The following is an 18,264-nucleotide window of genomic DNA, read 5'->3' as shown; positions in this document are numbered from 1 at the left end:
GTCGCGTGGACAGTGTCTGCCTGCTGTTCCTAGAGGTTCTCCGCCACAATGGCGTGATCATAATGACCATACTTTAATACTTTAAATCTTTAATTCCTACCTGTTTAATGAGTTATACGAATATAATACGAGTGTTTATGAACAATGTCAAACTTTTTTTTGGCATGGGCTATCTGTGCTTTGCTTGCTTCAAAGGGAGGACAGCCAGAAACATGAAAGTATGTTTCCGACTGCTTAGGGGTTATTTTCACACGCGGAGTATTGCTTAGTTGGCCACGGTTTCAAGATTAATCGAAAAGACTCCAAAAAGCTTCGGATTGTCCGTGCCTCTTCTTAACCACAGTTCACCCGAGCCAACCATAACTCCTTGGTAATTGACAAACAAATCATCCGTCTTTTGATTCACCAACGCCTCACGAATCGCATCCGTAAAAATTTGATCATACTTGGCAATAAAATCTTTCTTATTCGGAATTGTTAGCGATTTCTCGCTATCATTGACACGCAGAGGGTAAAAAATATAATTGGCTACCTTCTCTTTGTCATTGTCAGCAACAGCCTTCTGTAACGCTTTGAACGTGTTTAAAAACGCCTTAGGGTCTTGAATGCCTGCTACCTCAAAAGGATTTTGAGATGGATTGGAGGGTGTCAGGGAAGAAGCTGCATCCGATGAAGTAGCCGGGACCGAAGGAGTGGACTTTTGCGCGTCATTGCTTCTGTTTTCTGCATTCCCACTCTCTTTGGTTGCTTTGTCATTTTGGGCTGAACCGCTACGATTCGCATCGGCTCCGTTCTCCATCACGCTTGTACTGCTTCCGGTATTGCTGGTTTCAGCATTCTTATCCTGGCCGCAGCCAGCAAGAGCTACAAATGTAAGTGTAAGTAAAATGGCTGTGAGCGACAGCCTACGTGACAGCTTTTGATTACCGAATTCATGATTTTTGGGCACAACGGGTCATCCTTTCTGCTTCTGCTTTCTGCTCTGACCTATTCTGTTCATTAAGTCTTCAACCGTTCTATTGTAACATAGTAGGCTAATGACCGCATGTCATGCCCATTTTGGAAGGAGCTTACAGCGTAATATATGCGAAGGTTTTAACGGTTCCTTGCGATCCATCGTCTGTGCTTACGTTCAAGATCAACTTATTCGAGGAGCCGTTTCCCGCTTCTGTCTGCTCCTCCGGCTTTACAAACAACAGATCATGACGTTCTCCCGGCTGCAACGTTCGTCTAGTAAATCCGCTCGTTGTACCTTCCAAGTCTGATCCATTCGAACTGTTGAGCTTGTATTGTACGGGTTGCTTTCCTGTATTTTTGATGCTGATGTACAGCTTGCGCCCCTCTTCAAATGTAAAGCTCGTTTCGCCTTTTCCTTCAAAATATATTCTTTGATCATGTACGATACGCTTGGCTGCGCCTCCCTGCTCACTCTGCGCGTTAAGCGGTGCTGCCGGGTGTGTCACACTCGACGTTGATGTTGATGTAGTATTCGTGGTATGGTAACTGGCAAAAGTGGCATAGCCTACGATCACCCCCGCAACGCCCATCCAAACCCATTTCTCCACCATTTTATGTCCTCCTTCACAAAAAAAGCCGAACTCATATCTATTATGAGTCCAGCTGTCATATTTTTCAAACCGGATCAAAAGCATCCACCCAGCTTACTCTCATATTCCTCTAATAACCTAATAACCTAAGAAGGCTTATATGTGCAGCGTGTTACGAGACTTCTTCTTATCCAATACACTGTAAATCACAAAATCATGAGATAGGCCGCAAGAAGTTGTAAAATGAACCTGCAGCATCCTCCCGTTCATGCTCTCCTACTACACTAATAGCCCATGCCTGCTTTCATTTACTCAATTCTGAATTAGTCCATGCCAGTAAATATCCCAAGAGCTTTCCAGACGCGGATCAAAATCGGCGGTTCCGTTATACACAAGCTCTACCAGCATGCCTTCAATTAAATTCATATAAGCTGTTGCGGCAGACCGGGCTGGCACACGCAGCTTTACCGACGTTTCGGCTGCGATCCGCTCATACACCAAATTCGTCTTATGCTGGACATAGCGTATAACCATGGCCTGAATTTGGCCCTCCAGATCGGACGGTATCAAAAAGCCGACATACAAAATCAAACGCAAATTCATGGCGCTCTCATAACGATCCTTGAATTCGGTGATGAGCCCTCGTAGAACAGCTTCAAGCGGCTGCTCAGATTGCTCATGAAAATAACGATCCAACTCTAGAATTTCCTGCTTCACCGCATCAGAAAATATATCCAAAAACAAATCATCTTTGCTTTTAAAATGGTTGTAAATAGACTGCTTCTTTATCCCTACCTCATCAGCAATCAATTGCAGAGAAGCGGCATCGTATCCCTTTCTCGCAAATTGATGCAAACCAGCTGTTTTGATTTTTAATAGTGTCATGTCGTCCCTCCTTTTCGCCCTAAAAATGAAAAAAGCCGGAACTCCCCTGAATTAGGGGTCCCGACTCTATCACCTGTTCAATCAAATCTTGGATGGACTTGGCCTACCTGGTGCTTATTCTGTTACCGTTCCGTAGATCAGCACTGGCGCTTCCGCGTGATCCGCAATACGGATGTTCGCGTAGATTTTCTCCAGCACCTGGGCTACGTCTTCACGGTTCGCATGGATAGTAACCAGCGAATCGCCTTTTTTAACAGCATCGCCGACCTTTTTGTTCAGCATCAGGCCGACAGCCAGATCAATTTCGGATTCTTTGGTCGCACGTCCTGCTCCAAGCAGCATCGCAGCCGTACCGATTTCGTCCGCCACAATCTCGGCCACCACACCATCCTGCTTTGCTGGTACTTCTATGAGATACTGTGCCTGCGGCAAGCGTTCAGGATGATCCACTACAGAAGCGTCACCGCCCTGATTGGCAATAAACTCCTTGAATTTCTCCAGTGCTTTGCCGTTGCGAATGACTTCTTTGAGCTTCTCTTCAGCATTTTCGAGGGAATCTGCTTTCCCGGCCAAAAATACCATCTGACTGCCCAAAGCCATACACAGCTCTTCCAGATCTTTGGGTCCTTCACCGCGCAGTGTATCAATCGCTTCTTTGACTTCCAGCGAGTTACCAATGGCCAGACCTAGCGGTTGGCTCATATCAGAAATAACCGCCATCGTTTTGCGACCGACATTGTTACCGATGCTTACCATCGCATGTGCCAGCTTTCTGGCATCGTCTACCGTTTTCATAAACGCGCCTGCTCCTGTCTTGACATCCAGTACGATGGCATCGGAGCCGGCAGCGATTTTTTTACTCATAATCGAACTGGCAATCAGCGGAATCGAGTTGACCGTTGCTGTAACGTCACGCAAGGCATACAGCTTTTTGTCCGCAGGCGTCAGGTTGCCGCTTTGTCCGACTACGGCAATTTTGCTGCGGTTCACCAGCTCCACGAATTCATCCTTGCTGATTTCTACGTGGAAGCCGGCGATCGCCTCCAGCTTGTCAATCGTTCCCCCGGTATGTCCGAGGCCGCGACCTGACATTTTCGCCACCGGAATGTCCAAGGCTGCTACGAGCGGGGCCAGTACCAGCGTTGTCGTATCGCCCACACCACCAGTCGAGTGCTTATCGACCTTTACTCCTTCAATCGCGGACAGATCAATCGTATCACCTGAATGAACCATCGCCATGGTCAGATCAGCGCGTTCCCGTTCGGTCATATCTTTGAAGAAAATGGACATCGCCAATGCACTGACCTGATAATCAGGAATTTCACCCTGAGTGTAGCCTTGGATAATAAAATTAATTTCCTCCGTACTCAGTTCTTTTCCATCACGTTTTTTCTCAATCAAGTCTACCATTCTCATATGTCATTTCTCCTCACTGTGCGTATGATCGTTTACAGGGATACTGCTGTATCCAGTGCAACTTCCATCATTTCTTTAAAGGTCGTTTGCCGTTCTTCCGCGGTCGTTTCCTCACCCGTCAGCAAATGATCGCTTACCGTCAAAATCGTCAGCGCGTTGACGCCAAATTTGGCTGCCAGCGTATATAAAGCCGAAGTCTCCATTTCGACACCCAGCACGCCGTATTCCATCAGCTTTTGCACCACTGATTTGTCATCACGATAAAAGCTGTCCGAGCTGAATACGTTTCCGACATGCATGTTCAAGCCTTTGGCAACACCACGATCATAAGCGCCCTTCAAAAGAGGGAAGCTGGCAATCGGTGAGAAGTCGTAGCCGCCAAAGATATGACGGTTCATACCGGAATCCGTACACGAAGCCTGTGCCAAAATAACGTCACGAACATGCACATGCTCCTTCATCCCGCCGCATGTACCTACACGGAACAAGTTTTTTACACCGTACTCGCTGATCAGCTCATTGACATAAATACTGATCGAAGGCAGCCCCATTCCAGTTCCCTGTACAGACAAGCGTTTGCCTTGATATGTTCCCGTAAATCCGAGCATTCCGCGCACCTCGTTGTAGCAGGTCACGTCCTCCAGATACGTTTCAGCGATAAATTTCGCCCGTAACGGGTCTCCTGGCAGCAAAATCGTTTCTGCAATCTCTCCTGGCTTAGCTCCAATGTGTACACTCATTTTTCTATTCCTCCGTCCCATTTGTCCGTGCTTATATCGTTACTGAAGTTCTGCCAAAAAGCTCGTTCCGTGTTCTGGCAGTTTTACACCAAAGTTATCCGCTACCGTTGCTCCAATATCCGCAAACGTTTTACGAACTGCCAGCTCCTTGCCTCCAGCTGCAAAACGTGGGGAATACATCAACAATGGCACATATTCACGGGTATGATCCGTTCCCCGATACGTTGGGTCATTCCCATGGTCCGCAGTGATGATCAGCAGATCGTCATCCGCCATTTTGGCCAATACCTCCGGCAAACGTGCATCGTAATCGTCCAAGGCTTGACCATATCCCTGTGGATCACGGCGGTGACCGTATACAGCATCAAAGTCCACCAAATTCAAGAAGCTTAATCCGGTAAATTCCTCATCCAGCGTAGTGACCAGCTTATCCATGCCGTCCATATTGGATACGGTGCGTACCGCCTTCGTTACACCCTCACCGTCATAAATGTCGGAGATTTTACCCAAAGCGATCACATCCAGACCTGCATCCTTCAGCTCGTTCATCGTGGTGCGACCAAACGGCTTGAGCGCATAATCATGACGATTGGAGGTACGGGAGAATTTCCCTGGCTCGCCTACGAACGGACGTGCAATAATGCGGCCCAGCATGTACGGATCTTCCAGCGTGATTTTACGGCAGAACTCACAAATCTCATAGAGCTCCTTCAAAGGTACAACTTCCTCATGCGCCGCAATTTGCAGCACCGAATCCGCCGAGGTATAAATGATGAGCGCTCCTGTTTTCACATGTTCTTCGCCCAGCTCATCAATGATTTCCGTTCCGCTGGCAGGCTTGTTGCCAATCACTTTGCGGCCTGTATGCTCCTCAATGCGCTGAATCAGCTCATCCGGGAACCCATCTGGGAATACGCGGAACGGAACCGCAATATTCAAGCCCATGATCTCCCAATGCCCAGTCATCGTATCCTTGCCATTGGACGCTTCCTGCATTTTAGTGTAGTATGCGAGCGGCTTTTCGGCCGCTGGTATCCCTTCGATGGAACGAATGTTGGACAGACCAAGCTTACCCATATTCGGCATGTTCAGCCCCCCACGTTCGCGGGCGATATGACCGAGTGTATCTACATCGTAATCATCAAACTGGGCAGCATCCGGTGCTTCGCCGATGCCGACCGAGTCCAAAACGATCAAGTGAATCCGTTTAAATTTAGACATCATAAAAATCCTTTCCTGACTCGCTGTTTTTTCTTACAAAAACAACCCTGCAATCGTTGCCGACAGCACGCTAACCAGCGTCGCCCCGTACAACAGCTTCAGACCAAAGCGGGCCACCACATTCCCTTGCTTTTCATGCAGCCCCTTCACAGCCCCGGAAATGATCCCGATGGATGAGAAGTTCGCAAAGGATACGAGGAATACGGATACGATCCCGATTGTACGCTCAGACAAGCCCGTTTGCTTGGTCAGATCCAGCATGGCCACAAATTCGTTGGATACGAGCTTGGTAGCCATAATGCTGCCCGCCTGAACCGCTTCGTTCCACGGAATCCCCATAACAAAGGCGAACGGTGCAAACACATATCCCAGCAACGCCTGAAAACTGATTCCGAACAACCAGGAGAAAATGCCGTTAACCATGGCAATCAGCGCCACAAAACCAATCAGCATCGCTGCTACGGTAATGGCGACCTTGAAGCCGTCCATAATATACTCCCCGAGCATTTCGAAGAAGGACTGCTTCTCTTCCTCTTGAACCTCCAGCAAATCTTCTTCTTTTTCAATCTTGTACGGATTAATAATCGAAGCGATAATAAAGCCGCCGAACAGGTTCAACACCAATGCGGTAACCACATATTTGGGGTTCAGCATTTGCATGTAAGCCCCCACAATCGACATGGATACGGTAGACATCGCAGATGCACACAACGTATACAGTCGATGTTTCGGCAGTAAACCAATTTGCTTCTTAACGGAAATAAACACCTCGGATTGACCCAAGATAGCTGAAGCTACAGCGTTGTAGGATTCCAGTTTACCCATTCCGTTTACTTTGCTCAAGACAAGCCCGATATATTTAATAATAAAAGGCAGCACTTTTATATATTGTAAAATCCCGATCAATGCAGAAATGAACACGATCGGCAGCAGCACACCAATGAAGAACGGTGCCGCCCCTTCATTCGCAATTCCGCCGAATACAAAGTTAATCCCTTCGGTTGCATATCCCAACAGACTATTAAACCCTGCTGCAAAGCCTTTGACTAGAAATTCGCCAATACCTGTGTGGAGCAATACAAAGGCAAGCGCAGCCTGCAATACAACCATAACCGCCAGCGGACGATATCTGATTTTGCGCTTGTCGCTGCTGGCGATGTAAGTCAGTGCAAATACAACGAGCAGTCCCACTAAAGCGATGATATATTTCATTTTATTATCCTCCTCATTACATTAAGCGCTTACATTAGCTATAAAAAGAACGCGCCCCCGAAAGAGGCATTCTTTTTTTATTTCCCCAAATCCGCGGGACGAAAAGCACCCGGCAATAGTTTTTCCATCGTCCACTCTTCCGTGTTGCCATGAAGGTTTGTCAGATATATTTTGGTATCTGAATGAGCAAATTCGGAAATGACCTGACGACAGGCCCCGCATGGAGATACAGGCCCTTCCGTGTCTGCTACAACCGCAATCGCATCAATTTTACGACAGCCTTCGGATACCATTTTAAAAATCGCCGTCCGTTCTGCACAATTGCATAAGCCGTAGGAGGCATTCTCCACATTACATCCACGATAAATCGTGCCATTGCTACCGAGAACCGCAGCACCGACTTGAAAATTCGAATACGGAATATAGGCCTGTTTACGCGCCTCAAGCGCTTCATGAATCAATTGATCCTTCACCCGCGAATCCCTCCATGACTTTAAAATGAACTTAGTAGGAAGATGTAGACTGCTCGCCCTCGATGATTTTCACACCGGAGCTTGCACCGATCCGACTTGCGCCTGCTTCTACTAATTTTTGCACGTCTTCCAGACTACGTACGCCGCCAGAAGCTTTAACACCAATCTCAGGTCCTACCGTTTTGCGCATCAAGGCCACGTCTTCCGCAGTAGCTCCACCTGTAGAGAAGCCAGTCGAGGTTTTCACAAAATTCGCTCCCGCTTTGACGGACATCTCACATGCAAGTACCTTCTCTTCGTCAGTCAGCAAGCAGGTTTCGATGATGACTTTTACCAGTGTACCAGCAGCAGCTTCCACGACCGCACGAATATCCTGCTCCACGAGCTGCAGATCACGTGCCTTCAAGGCGCCAATGTTAATAACCATATCCACCTCAGTCGCACCGTTAGCAATAGCATCCTTCGTTTCAAATGCTTTTGTTGCCGACGTACTCGCTCCCAGCGGGAAACCGATAACTGTACAGATGGCTACGCCTGTGCCTGCGAGTTGTTCTGCTGAATAAGCTACCCACGCCGGATTCACACATACGGAAGCAAACTGATATTTCTTCGCCTCAGCGGTCAATTTCGTAATTTCATCCTTCGTTGCATCTGCACGCAACAATGTATGATCAATTAATGCTGCAATGTTCATGTTCTGAACGCTCCTTCAATTGATAAATAGTGTGAAGACAAATGTCCTTTATTTCTCTGTGATGAGACCATCATAGCATGGCTTTGAACATATGTAAAACACATTTTGAAATTATGTTCAAGCCTATGCATGGGACGGTCACCTACAGTTCACGTTACCCTATAGGCGCACGCCAAAACCGTATGTTTACGCCGAAGTGATGCCACATGCTTATTGTAAAAGAGCTTGTGCAGTAAACTGATCCGTCACCAGAATATTCGCATATTTGCCCCGCAATGATGCCCGGATAGCCTCCACTTTGCGCTGTCCGCCTGCTACCAGAATAGACTTCTCCTTCTTGCGTAATTCTGGCAGATCAATTCCAACGGTACGGCTGTTGATTTCGTTACTGCATATATTGCCCTCATCGTCAAAAAAGCGTGAGCAAATATCACCCTTGCCAATTTTTTGCAGTAGCTTCTGTTCCTCTTGGTTAAAATATCCCAGTCTGAACAACAGCGCATCCTCCTTGACCGTTCCCACCGTAAACACGGCAATGTTCGCTTGCTTGCCAAGTTCAATGATGCGCTGGATGTGCCGATCCTGCTCAACCATTTTCTTAACGGCATGACTATCAAAAATCACAGGAAGCGGCAAATACCGTGCAATCGTGTGAAAGGCTTCCGCGAACAAATTCACCGTCTCAACGGCATATGTGTTGACATGCGAATGGCTTACGCCTCCTTTGAGCTGAACCACCTCAACTCCCTTAACCTGCTTTTGCTGGAGATGGAGTGCCACTGCATGCATCGTCGTTCCCCACGTCACCCCAATAATATCCGCATCTTGCACTGTTTCATGCAAATAATCGGCTGCCTTTTTGCTAATATGCTTCTTAATCTCCTGATATTCATTGACTGGAGAGTAGCAAACCAGCACGGTATCCAGCCCGTATTTCTTTTTGACCTGCTCTCCAAGCGCATCCATATCCTCCATTGGATCAACAATACTGATCCGCACGTATCCCTGTTCCTTGGCAGCCTGAAGCAGCCGCGATACCGTAGGACGCGAAACCCCGAGTCTGACCGCGATATCCTGCTGGCTATAGTCGTTCAGATAGTATAACCTGGCTGCCTCGATACTTAATCGCTGCTTATCATGATCCATTCTACCTCAACCCGCTTATCTTAAAATGTAGTGCCATCACCTGAGTTGCCCTTTTGGAAGACTTAAACTGCTTGTTTGTGATATTCTGTGATTAACTGAAACAGTCTCACCGCATCCTCAACTTTATAGTTCCATGTGCCAAAACGCAATAGCTAACCCGTTTTACTGTCATTTCACAACCACCTGTAGAAGACTTATCTGAATATGTAAGGAGAATGGCTATGTCTGAATTTATTGTGTGCAGTCTGGCGGACAAAAAGTTCGCTTTAAACTTTCTGGAAGTAGAAGAAGTCATGAATGCCAAGAAAGGGACACCACTTCCCTTTTCCGAGGCATGGCATGAAGGAATGGTCACCATCCGTGACAGCGTATTTACGATCCTTAATTTACGAAAAAAGCTACTGCTTCCCGCTTCAAACGAGTCCTCCGAGGACAAAATGATTTTGCTTAGCCGGGCGAAGATTGCTCTAGTCGTTGATCAGGTGGAGGATACGGCTTCTGCCGAGGACAGTCAGCTACAGAGCAATGAGGAAGAGTGGCAACGCGAGCTGTTTCCTACCGTGCTGGAGCATCATGGTGTCCTCATTCCGGTGCTGGATATGGACGCTTTTCTCGCTTCCACCAAGACAAACTAAAAAAGCTTTAAAGCTTTCATGTAAAATACTCCCGAACCCTTGAGCCAGCTTGCACTCATCGTTCGGGAGTATTTTCAATTATTGGAGTCCCTGCCCTTCTTTCATGTGAACCAGCGTGTTCAGCTGCTCCAGCAGCGTATTCCCGCCGGTCAGCGAAATGGTGCCAATCTTCTCGCAGATTTTTTCCAGAAACTCCAGCTCTTTGAGACGATAGAGAGTGGCATTTTCGTCCATCAGCTTGGCCGTATTGAGCAAACTACGAGTAGAGGCCGTCTCTTCGCGGCGTGTGATGAGGTTGGCTTGCGCCTTCTTCTCTGCCAGCAGCACTGTATTCAGAATATCCTTGATGTCCCCTGGCAAAATAATATCTTTCACCCCAGCAGACGTAAAGGTCACTCCATATTCGCCGCTCTGCTCATTCAGTCGAGTCAAGACATATTGAGCGATTTCCTGCTTCATTTTTAGCAAATCGTCCAATTTCATAGTGCCAACGTATTCACGTAGCAACAATTGAAGCATAATATACATTTGCTCCTCGAATGCCCGAATTTCCAGCGCCCGCAGCGGATCGAGAATACGGTACTGACAGACGAAATTGAGACGCAGCGTAATTTTATCTTCCGTCATGATTTCCTGTCCCATCAAATCCATCTGCTGCTGGCGCATATCTATCGTTTTGATCTCTGTGTTCATCGTCGACATCCAAAAGTAATACTTGCCCGGCTTCAGCTCGCCTTGCAGGACGTTATCATAATACAGGAAGCCCAGCTCATAGCTGGCTACCTGAAGTGCCTTCCAGAAGCCTTGTGTCTTGGACAAAAAGGCTTGCCCCAATGCCTTATCAATCGCCGGCTGGCGGGTATCTGCATGAACGAAGCGATGCTCCTTGAGCACGTTCCAAAATGCATATTTGCCTGCCGTCAGCAGCTCCACGAATTTATTGTCCTCATAATGCAGGACATATTCATGGTCCTCAACCTCTACGACATTCAATTGCTCCAACAATAGGGGATCTGTCAAAAACAGACGAATATCATGGCCGGGTACAAAAAACGGTTCACCTACATTCAAAATTTCTACCGCCTCCTGCTGAAATGTCTTCAACAGGTAAGTCCCTGGCAGCAACAGCTTGTAGTAGCTCCCTTTTTTGAACAGCAGCCCGCGTTCATCAGATTTAATCGTTATTTTCTTAAACATGGTATCACTCCTAGTATTTAATATCCTCAACTTAAAAGAGTGCTTTTTTCTACGTGTGGCGGCTCCGCGATCCATTTGATCTTCCGATCGCTGTTGCCCGCTTAAAATCAACACACTTTTAAAATGAGGATTTTTGATTTTTATTTGTTGTAGCAGGGTTAGTGACCCTTGCAGAGCATCCCTTCGGGGTGAACGGCGGGGCCAAGCTTGAGGAAAGAGAAAGTTGCCGCTGTTTCCGTGTTTCGAGGATGTAATTCATCAGCCCAACATCGACTGTGAATCCGTATCCCCGAAGCCTCGGGCCTTATCGGCGCTTGCTCTCTCCGGTATCCGCTGGCCGCATAGCCATCCCCTGGCATCTGTCATAGAGACCAGAAATGGGATGCTCTCATCCGGGTCTTTTCATTGTTTTTATTCGACCATTCGAATACTCTACCAGGAGTCGCGTGGAAGGCGATTGGGAATCGAACCCTAATGTTGGTGGATACACAAGATTTACAGGATACCTCACCCGATAAGGGCAGGCACTGCGGGACCCTTTGAAATCCTCGCCTCGGTAATATCTTCCTGCGTCAGCCTTCATCATTATTACGCACAACCTCATTCACGAACATGGCGAAAGTATTACGACCCTATACAAAAACAAAAAAGACACGGAAGAAGCTCATTTGGCTCACTCCGTGTCACTCTTTTTATAGCTACCTGTCACGTTCGTATCTTGGGCCTGATCCACTAGGATGTTTTTTCCAAAACTTTAATGTTTTTCTCAGCAAGCCCTAGTTATTAGCCTATAGTTCAACCTCATGTGCTTTATCCTGATTTCTAGGTCAATTCTTTCATTTCTATATTTCAACTAAAAAAGGCGAAAGTATCCAAAAAAAAGCAAAAAAAACAGGATGAAAAGCCCGAAAATCCTCTCAGAGCACCTGAACACCATTTTTCCGGGAAATTATATCCGTTCTTTCCTTTGGCTTCACCCCATAAAACATTCACCCTATGAGCTGTTCATCCCATTAACCATTCACCCTAATAAACGTTTAGTATATAAAAAAAGAATCTTCCAGGCTTCTAGCCCTTCAGATCCTCAGTCTTTTGAAGTATAAGTTTTAAGTCTTTAAGTCTTTAAGTCTTTGAGTCCTTTTGCCCTTCTATCATGCTCCACACCAATTCGGAAAAATGAGTTACTTTGTGGCGGTCAGCAGCGGAGCGGAGGGGTTGAATCTGGAGAAGCGTATGCGCTCGCCTTTGCCCCTGAATTTTAACCCTGTAAGGGTGTATTCAATCCAAAAAATTCAGGGGCAACAGCGATCGTAAGATCAAAACCTTCGCGGAGCCTCCCTCACCACAATTTCACTCACTTCTTCGGCTCAAAATACCCTTCTATTTTCAAGTCCACGCCAACCTGCGTTACACTCAAATCTTGTAGCCCAACCGCATCGCTCATCGCGGACACGCCTTCCCCTCCCAAAAATCCCGGGGCTGCGCGCCCTCCAACCAGCTTCGGCGCAATATACAGTACAAGCTTGTTTGCCAGTCCTTGCTGTACGAACGAAGCGTTCACCTCGGCACCGCCTTCCACGAACACCGAAGACACCTCCGCCGCACCCAAAATATCCAGCATTTGCGGCAGACTAACCCAATCGCTGTTTTCATCCTGTGTCGGATATACCTTTACACCCAGCTGTTCCAGCTGGCTTCGCTTGCCTTCATCATAAACACGTCCTGTAAATATCCAGGTCGGCGCTTCTCCATCTGTAATGACACGAGCTTCCAATGGAATACGAAGCGTGCTGTCCAGAATGATACGAATCGGATTCCTTCCTTCCGGCAGACGTGTCGTAAGCTGCGGATTATCGTGAATCACGGTCTGCACACCGACCAGGATGCCCACATGCTCATGACGAAGACGATGCACATCCTCCCGTGCCACCTCGGACGTAATCCACTTGCTTTCCGAGGTTCGGGTGGCAATTTTACCATCCAGCGTCACCGCCGATTTGATCGTAATAAAAGGACGCTTGCTTACAATATACTGGTTAAACACTTCATTCATACGAATGGATTCCTGCTCACATACTCCGACAATGACCTCGATGCCCGCATCTTTCAAAATCTGTACCCCTCTGCCTGAAACAAGCGGGTTCGGGTCCAGCGCAGCGATCACCACACGGCGAATACCAGCCTGCACAATCGCTTCTGCGCACGGGCCTGTCCGTCCGTGGTGGGAGCACGGCTCCAGCGTTACATAAATCGTTGCTCCCCGAGCATGTTCACCCGCCATACGCAAAGCATGAATCTCCGCATGCGGCTCGCCAGGCTTCAAATGAGCGCCGATCCCAACAATACGACCGTTGTTAACAATCACTGATCCAACGAGCGGATTCGGTTCTGTCTGCCCTTTGGCACTTCTGGCATTTTCCAACGCCAGGCGCATATATTTTTCGTGAATGGTCTGAGTGGTCATAGAACCTCCCTGAAATCGAAATCCCGCAAATGGCCGGACCGTTCCACTTTTGTATTCAAATACCGTTCGTTATATTGCGATACATCGCCCCACAGCGGCATACGACCCGCCACATTCATACCCGATTTCTTCAAGGCATCCAGCTTTTTAGGGTTATTTGTAATCAATGTTACCGGTTTTTGTCTCAGGTGACGCAGCACATTGATGGCATCCACATAATTGCGGGTATCATCTTCAAAGCCCAATTGATGATTGGCTTCGACAGTATCCATGCCTTCTTCCTGCAAAATATATGCCATTGCTTTGCTGAACAAACCGATCCCACGACCTTCATGATTGGCCAGATAGAACAATGCACCTGTTCCATGCTCCACAATCATCTTCATGGATTGGTGAAGCTGAAATCCGCAATCACAACGCTTGCTACCAAAAATATCTCCAGTATGGCAAATACTATGCATACGAACAAGTGCATTTTCCGACTGTTGAAGATCACCATATACCAGTACACTTGACTGTTGTCCCTCTGCCAAATTCAGTGTCGACAATCGCTTCACAATCGTGTCGGCGGTTGCGTTCAGCAAGTCCTGACGATCTGCCTCATCCCGTACAGGCAACCAGCAGTACCATTGGAAAACAACGGTTTCTCCTTCCAAATTAACTGGCAGCTTGATCGGCCCTACCAAAATCGTCGAAGATTGCTCTCCACGAATCGTTTGAATTTTATCGTTAAGTAGCGTAGCTACATCTTTTTGGTTCATCTCTTTGCACCATCCTTTATATAAGCTCTATCTATCCGGAAGCCTCGGTTATTCAAAGCCTAATCGCTGATTTATATGATTGGGGTTTCTGCTGGTAAAAAATGTTCATGAAACGTGGATTCCATCGTCAGTTGCCGTTCCTGAAGCTCGGTCACAGCCTGTCGCCGTCCGTCTTCGAACGCCTTCAAGCCCACTGCGGTGTATCCCCCCCTCCTGACGTAAACGAAGAAGCTCACTCGCCAGCACATCGGCATCCTTCAAGGCAGCGTTCAGGCCAAAAGCTCCGGTAGGTGTCATGGTATGCGCCGCATCTCCAATGAGGACCAGTCCGCCCAGCGTCCACGTGTCACTGCGGCTGCTGAAAATATCCAACGGCACGAAGTCCTTCCATGAAGGAATGTGATCATGCACGCTATGCTCTAGATCCGGGAAAGCCTCCGTAAACAGCTCTATAAACGGTTCAAAAGATTGCTTAAACAGACTTGAAAAGCTGCCTTCCTCCACATTCCAGCCAATTTGGATGTAGCCTTCAGCCTGCGAAAATAAAGACAGCTGCCGTCCGTTGACCAGCGCCAAACGTGTGACAGGCTCCCATCCGACAGGTGCTGTGATTTTCGCCCATAGCAGATCATAGCCGTGCCGAATGTTCGTTACAGGCATCTGTGCCAGCTTGCGCACCGTTGAATAACGACCGTCCGCCCCGACAATCACAGAGCTGTGAATCTTAATCTCACGGCCGCTCTGGTCACGAGCGGTCAGACCTGTGTAGCCCTGCTCGCTATCCCCTTGCAATCCAATTACTGTCGTGCCAGCCAGGTAACGAAAGGACTTATACATTGAAGCCTGTTTCAGCAGAGCCTCTAAAAAGCGAGGCTGTGGAATGTGAATCCCCACATTCCCGTCTGCTGAACCCGGCTTGACCGTTTTCATCTGCTGCTGATGCACCCAATATTCGATTCTCGTTGAGGGAAGAATGTAATCCTCATGAATTTGTTCGAGCAGCTTATGCTTTTGAATCACCTGCTGACCTTCATCATTCAAAATTTCACCGCGGAAAGCCTTTCCCGCCACGCTCTGCCGCTCAACCAATATTGTAGAAATACCCTGCTCCGCCAGCAAACAGGACAACAAAGTCCCTGCCGGTCCTCCGCCAACTACACACACTTCACATTCCAGCTTCATCTGACTTCCCCCTACACCCAAACCATGACCTCAACACTTAATCCGTACCTGTCCATTTAATTGCATCATTATAATATCAAAATAATATCAAATTTTAAGCATTTATATAGAAATGTCCATATCGAATCTAACAAGTTACTTTATGTAACAAAGTATATTTATATCATTCAATTTCGTCAAGTAATAAATTTATACAAAGTAAAATCATTTACTTTTGACAGTGGATCGTTAATAATAGGAGCATGAGGTGATCTTATGAACATTCCGCAAATGTGCCCACGGTTTGAAAAAGCTATGGAGTTACTGAGCAAGCGTTGGACGGTATTAATCGTGTTTCAACTAACTAACGGTCCGCAACGATTTGTCGCTATTGAAAATTCAATCCCCAATTTAAGTGGGAAGGTCCTTTCCGATCGCTTGAAGGAGCTTGAGGAAGAAGGAATCATACAACGTATGGTTTACCCTGAGAAGCCGGTTCGGATCGAATACTCCCTTACGGATAAAGGACGCGATTTAGCTCCATTGTTTGACCATATCGGTACTTGGGCTACCCGCTGGATTGAAGTTGTGCCAGCAATTGAACAGCAATGATCCGCCTAACATGCTAAAGAACGCCTTTGCCGGGTACAATTCGTACTCATCACGCAAGGCGTTCTATTTCTTTATAAGACATTTCACTTATGTATCTTTTTCATGATTTACAAGGTTACCATTGCAGTTCCCATCAACGCTTCCATCGCCGCCGCGTTGCATTTCCTCACGGATGGCTTGCACCCGTTTTTTCCCCCAGTCATACATCATCTCTACAATCGGTAAAATCGTCATTCCCAGCTCGGTCATCGAATACTCCACCTTTGGGGGCACCTCTGGATATACTTCCCGATGTACAATACCGTCCTCCATCAACTCGCGCAGCTGGTTGGTCAGCACTTTATGTGAAAGCTTCGGAAACAGCCTTTGCAGATCGCTAAAGCGGTGCGGCCCTTCCACACCCAAATGCCACAAAATAACAACCTTCCACTTTCCGCTTAACACCGACAGGGTCAATTCCTTTTCACAGTTATAGTCTCCGTTGACGATCTTCTCCCGTATTTCTTCTCTTAGCGTATCAGACATATATCGTTAACTCCTTTTAATTCATCATGTTCTTACAGCCTAAGCCTAACAGTAACCTGCAGGTAACCTCCGTACTTGAAAGTGCATTCTTCACAGCTTGACGAAGTCATCCTACAATAATAGATATCGTTTCACATTGAAGGAGGAATAAAGTATGAGTAAAAAAGCTCTTTTTATTATACCCCCAGAGCGCTTTAATGAGGATGAATTGTTTAAACCCAAGGAAGCGCTAGAGCAAGCAGGCGTTACGGTGACACTGGCTAGTACAAAAACAGGCGAAATTATCGGTGACTACAACGGTAAAGCGACCGCAGAACTTATGTTCACAGACGCAGTCCCTGCGGATTATGATGTGGTATCTGTAATCGGTGGATCAGGAACAAATGATCATCTGTGGAATAATGCAGATCTCCAAGCTCTGCTGAAACAAACCCATGAGCAAAAGATTCTATTGTCCGGTATCTGCGCAGGTTCTGTAGCCGTCGCTCAAACCGGACTGCTCTCCGGCAGAACGGCTGCGTGCTATCCGGTGGACGTTCAGAAAGATCAACTCCAATCGCATCAAGCCGAATATGTGGCTCAGCATGTCGTTGCGCATAGCGACATTATTACAGCCGATGGTCCAGATGGCGCTCAGGAGTTTGGCGAAGCCCTCGTTCGAGCCCTGCAATAAGTCGCGCTCGAAGTCCTATGCGGTTGCCCTAAGCAGGCAACACAAACAGCCGCTTCATGTCCTTTCTTTTGTATGGGACCTGATGCGGCTTCTTTGTGCCATTTTCATGCTGAAGTGACTAATTTAATGGTACGGTTCTGGATTGTCGTGCTAACTTAAAAGAATCGACGTTTTAGCATAGGAGGCTTATGCCGTGATTATGAAAGGCAAAATCCATTTACATCAGGTAACGTCCGAATCGTTACGACTGGGCGCCTTACTTTCATTAGTAGGGGGCTTTCTGGACACATATACCTTTGTTGGAAGAGACGGCGTATTCGCCAACGCACAGACAGGCAATATCGTACTGCTGGCTGTCAAAATCATTCAGGGGAACTGGATTCAGGCGTTAGCCTATATTCCTCCCCTGATCGCTTTTTCACTGGGCGTTTTTGTTGCCGAGGGAATCAAAAGAAAATCGACCCACCGTCTAACACCGGACTGGGCCCGCGCTATTCTTTTACTGGAAATTACAATTTTTTTCATCGTGGGACTGATTCCGCAAGGAGTTCCCAATACGGTAGTGGTGGTAATCGTCTCGTTCGTCGCTTCCGTCCAAATGACTTCCTTCCGCAAGCTCATTGATGTGCCGTACACCTCCACTGTCAGCACCGGAAACCTCCGATCAGCTACAGAGGCTGTGTATGTCGCCATAACGACCAAGGACACGAATGCTGCCATTCGAGCGATGCGTTATGGTGTCATCCTGGCAGCCTTTTTGGTTGGGGCTTTACTGGGGGGATTTCTGACTTTGACGATTGGGGATAAAGCCATTTGGGGCGCTGTTGCTGCACTCATTTTTTCATTTATTTTATTTACGGAAAAAGAGAAGTGGAAGCTGCCCCTGCGTCACTAAGCCTGTA

The 18,264-nt window shown here is 47.3% G+C and carries 18 protein-coding genes and 1 pseudogene; 4 read left to right on the top strand and 15 right to left on the bottom strand.

Going from position 1 to position 18,264, the window contains the following annotated elements:
- Positions 1–265: 265 nt before the first annotated feature.
- From LCF57_RS24815 to LCF57_RS24770, 10 genes are all read right to left on the bottom strand, one after another.
- Positions 266–949 carry a hypothetical protein gene (locus tag LCF57_RS24815; protein ID WP_226003047.1) on the bottom strand — a complete coding sequence of 228 codons (684 nt, stop codon included), beginning with the start codon at positions 947–949 and terminating at the stop codon, positions 266–268.
- A 121-nt stretch (positions 950–1,070) separates the two neighbouring features.
- Complete coding sequence (locus tag LCF57_RS24810) at positions 1,071–1,568, bottom strand: hypothetical protein (RefSeq protein WP_226003046.1); 498 nt, start codon at positions 1,566–1,568, stop codon at positions 1,071–1,073.
- A gap of 291 nt (positions 1,569–1,859) precedes the next feature.
- Complete coding sequence (locus LCF57_RS24805; protein ID WP_226003045.1) at positions 1,860–2,432, bottom strand: TetR/AcrR family transcriptional regulator; 573 nt, start codon at positions 2,430–2,432, stop codon at positions 1,860–1,862.
- Positions 2,433–2,546: 114 nt separating this feature from the next.
- Entirely contained in the window at positions 2,547–3,848 is a 1,302-nt protein-coding gene (locus tag LCF57_RS24800; RefSeq protein WP_226003044.1) for a pyrimidine-nucleoside phosphorylase, read from the bottom strand.
- Positions 3,849–3,880: 32 nt separating this feature from the next.
- Positions 3,881–4,588, bottom strand: a complete 708-nt coding sequence (gene deoD, locus LCF57_RS24795) for a purine-nucleoside phosphorylase (RefSeq protein WP_013373173.1) — start codon at positions 4,586–4,588, stop codon at positions 3,881–3,883.
- A 39-nt stretch (positions 4,589–4,627) separates the two neighbouring features.
- Complete coding sequence (gene deoB, locus LCF57_RS24790; protein WP_226003043.1) at positions 4,628–5,812, bottom strand: phosphopentomutase; 1,185 nt, start codon at positions 5,810–5,812, stop codon at positions 4,628–4,630.
- A 30-nt stretch (positions 5,813–5,842) separates the two neighbouring features.
- Complete coding sequence (locus LCF57_RS24785; RefSeq protein WP_226003042.1) at positions 5,843–7,021, bottom strand: NupC/NupG family nucleoside CNT transporter; 1,179 nt, start codon at positions 7,019–7,021, stop codon at positions 5,843–5,845.
- 77 nt (positions 7,022–7,098) lie between these two features.
- Positions 7,099–7,494 carry a cytidine deaminase gene (locus LCF57_RS24780; RefSeq protein ID WP_226003041.1) on the bottom strand — a complete coding sequence of 132 codons (396 nt, stop codon included), beginning with the start codon at positions 7,492–7,494 and terminating at the stop codon, positions 7,099–7,101.
- 31 nt (positions 7,495–7,525) lie between these two features.
- The gene (gene deoC / locus LCF57_RS24775) at positions 7,526–8,188 is read right to left on the bottom strand and encodes a deoxyribose-phosphate aldolase (RefSeq protein WP_226003040.1); all 663 of its coding nucleotides are present in this window, start codon (positions 8,186–8,188) and stop codon (positions 7,526–7,528) included.
- Between the two features lie 210 nt (positions 8,189–8,398).
- Positions 8,399–9,334, bottom strand: a complete 936-nt coding sequence (locus LCF57_RS24770) for a sugar-binding transcriptional regulator (protein WP_226003039.1) — start codon at positions 9,332–9,334, stop codon at positions 8,399–8,401.
- A 221-nt stretch (positions 9,335–9,555) separates the two neighbouring features.
- On the opposite strand from LCF57_RS24770, the gene LCF57_RS24765 reads away from it, so the two are divergent.
- Positions 9,556–9,969, top strand: coding sequence for a chemotaxis protein CheW (locus tag LCF57_RS24765; protein WP_226003038.1), 414 nt, complete (start codon positions 9,556–9,558; stop codon positions 9,967–9,969).
- 78 nt (positions 9,970–10,047) lie between these two features.
- Here the strand turns inward: LCF57_RS24765 and LCF57_RS24760 are convergent, their stop codons facing one another.
- From LCF57_RS24760 to LCF57_RS24745, 4 genes and pseudogenes are all read right to left on the bottom strand, one after another.
- Positions 10,048–11,166, bottom strand: coding sequence for a slipin family protein (locus tag LCF57_RS24760; protein WP_226003037.1), 1,119 nt, complete (start codon positions 11,164–11,166; stop codon positions 10,048–10,050).
- 1,354 nt (positions 11,167–12,520) lie between these two features.
- Positions 12,521–13,630, bottom strand: a complete 1,110-nt coding sequence (ribD, locus tag LCF57_RS24755) for a bifunctional diaminohydroxyphosphoribosylaminopyrimidine deaminase/5-amino-6-(5-phosphoribosylamino)uracil reductase RibD (RefSeq protein WP_226003036.1) — start codon at positions 13,628–13,630, stop codon at positions 12,521–12,523.
- Positions 13,627–14,391 (bottom strand): GTP cyclohydrolase II, encoded by a 765-nt coding sequence (locus LCF57_RS24750; protein ID WP_007432264.1) that lies wholly within the window; start codon positions 14,389–14,391, stop codon positions 13,627–13,629. The genes ribD and LCF57_RS24750 overlap by 4 nt, the downstream gene beginning before the upstream one ends.
- 71 nt (positions 14,392–14,462) lie before the next feature.
- Positions 14,463–15,573 (bottom strand): annotated as a pseudogene (locus LCF57_RS24745) (FAD-dependent monooxygenase).
- 255 nt (positions 15,574–15,828) lie between these two features.
- Here LCF57_RS24745 and LCF57_RS24740 point away from each other — a divergent pair.
- Positions 15,829–16,164 carry a winged helix-turn-helix transcriptional regulator gene (locus LCF57_RS24740; RefSeq protein ID WP_025719420.1) on the top strand — a complete coding sequence of 112 codons (336 nt, stop codon included), beginning with the start codon at positions 15,829–15,831 and terminating at the stop codon, positions 16,162–16,164.
- Positions 16,165–16,251: 87 nt separating this feature from the next.
- Here the strand turns inward: LCF57_RS24740 and LCF57_RS24735 are convergent, their stop codons facing one another.
- Positions 16,252–16,689 (bottom strand): winged helix-turn-helix transcriptional regulator, encoded by a 438-nt coding sequence (locus tag LCF57_RS24735; RefSeq protein ID WP_226003034.1) that lies wholly within the window; start codon positions 16,687–16,689, stop codon positions 16,252–16,254.
- A 154-nt stretch (positions 16,690–16,843) separates the two neighbouring features.
- Here LCF57_RS24735 and LCF57_RS24730 point away from each other — a divergent pair, with 154 nt between their 5' ends.
- Positions 16,844–17,362, top strand: coding sequence for a DJ-1/PfpI family protein (locus tag LCF57_RS24730; RefSeq protein ID WP_226003033.1), 519 nt, complete (start codon positions 16,844–16,846; stop codon positions 17,360–17,362).
- Between the two features lie 193 nt (positions 17,363–17,555).
- A complete protein-coding gene (locus LCF57_RS24725) occupies positions 17,556–18,257 on the top strand; it encodes a YoaK family protein (protein ID WP_318840795.1) in 702 nt (233 codons plus the stop codon).
- Positions 18,258–18,264: the final 7 nt, after the last annotated feature.

The organism is Paenibacillus sp. BJ-4 (assembly GCF_020404765.1).
Classification (GTDB): Bacteria; Bacillota; Bacilli; order Paenibacillales; family Paenibacillaceae; genus Paenibacillus.
This window is presented reverse-complemented; position numbering and strand designations above follow the sequence as displayed.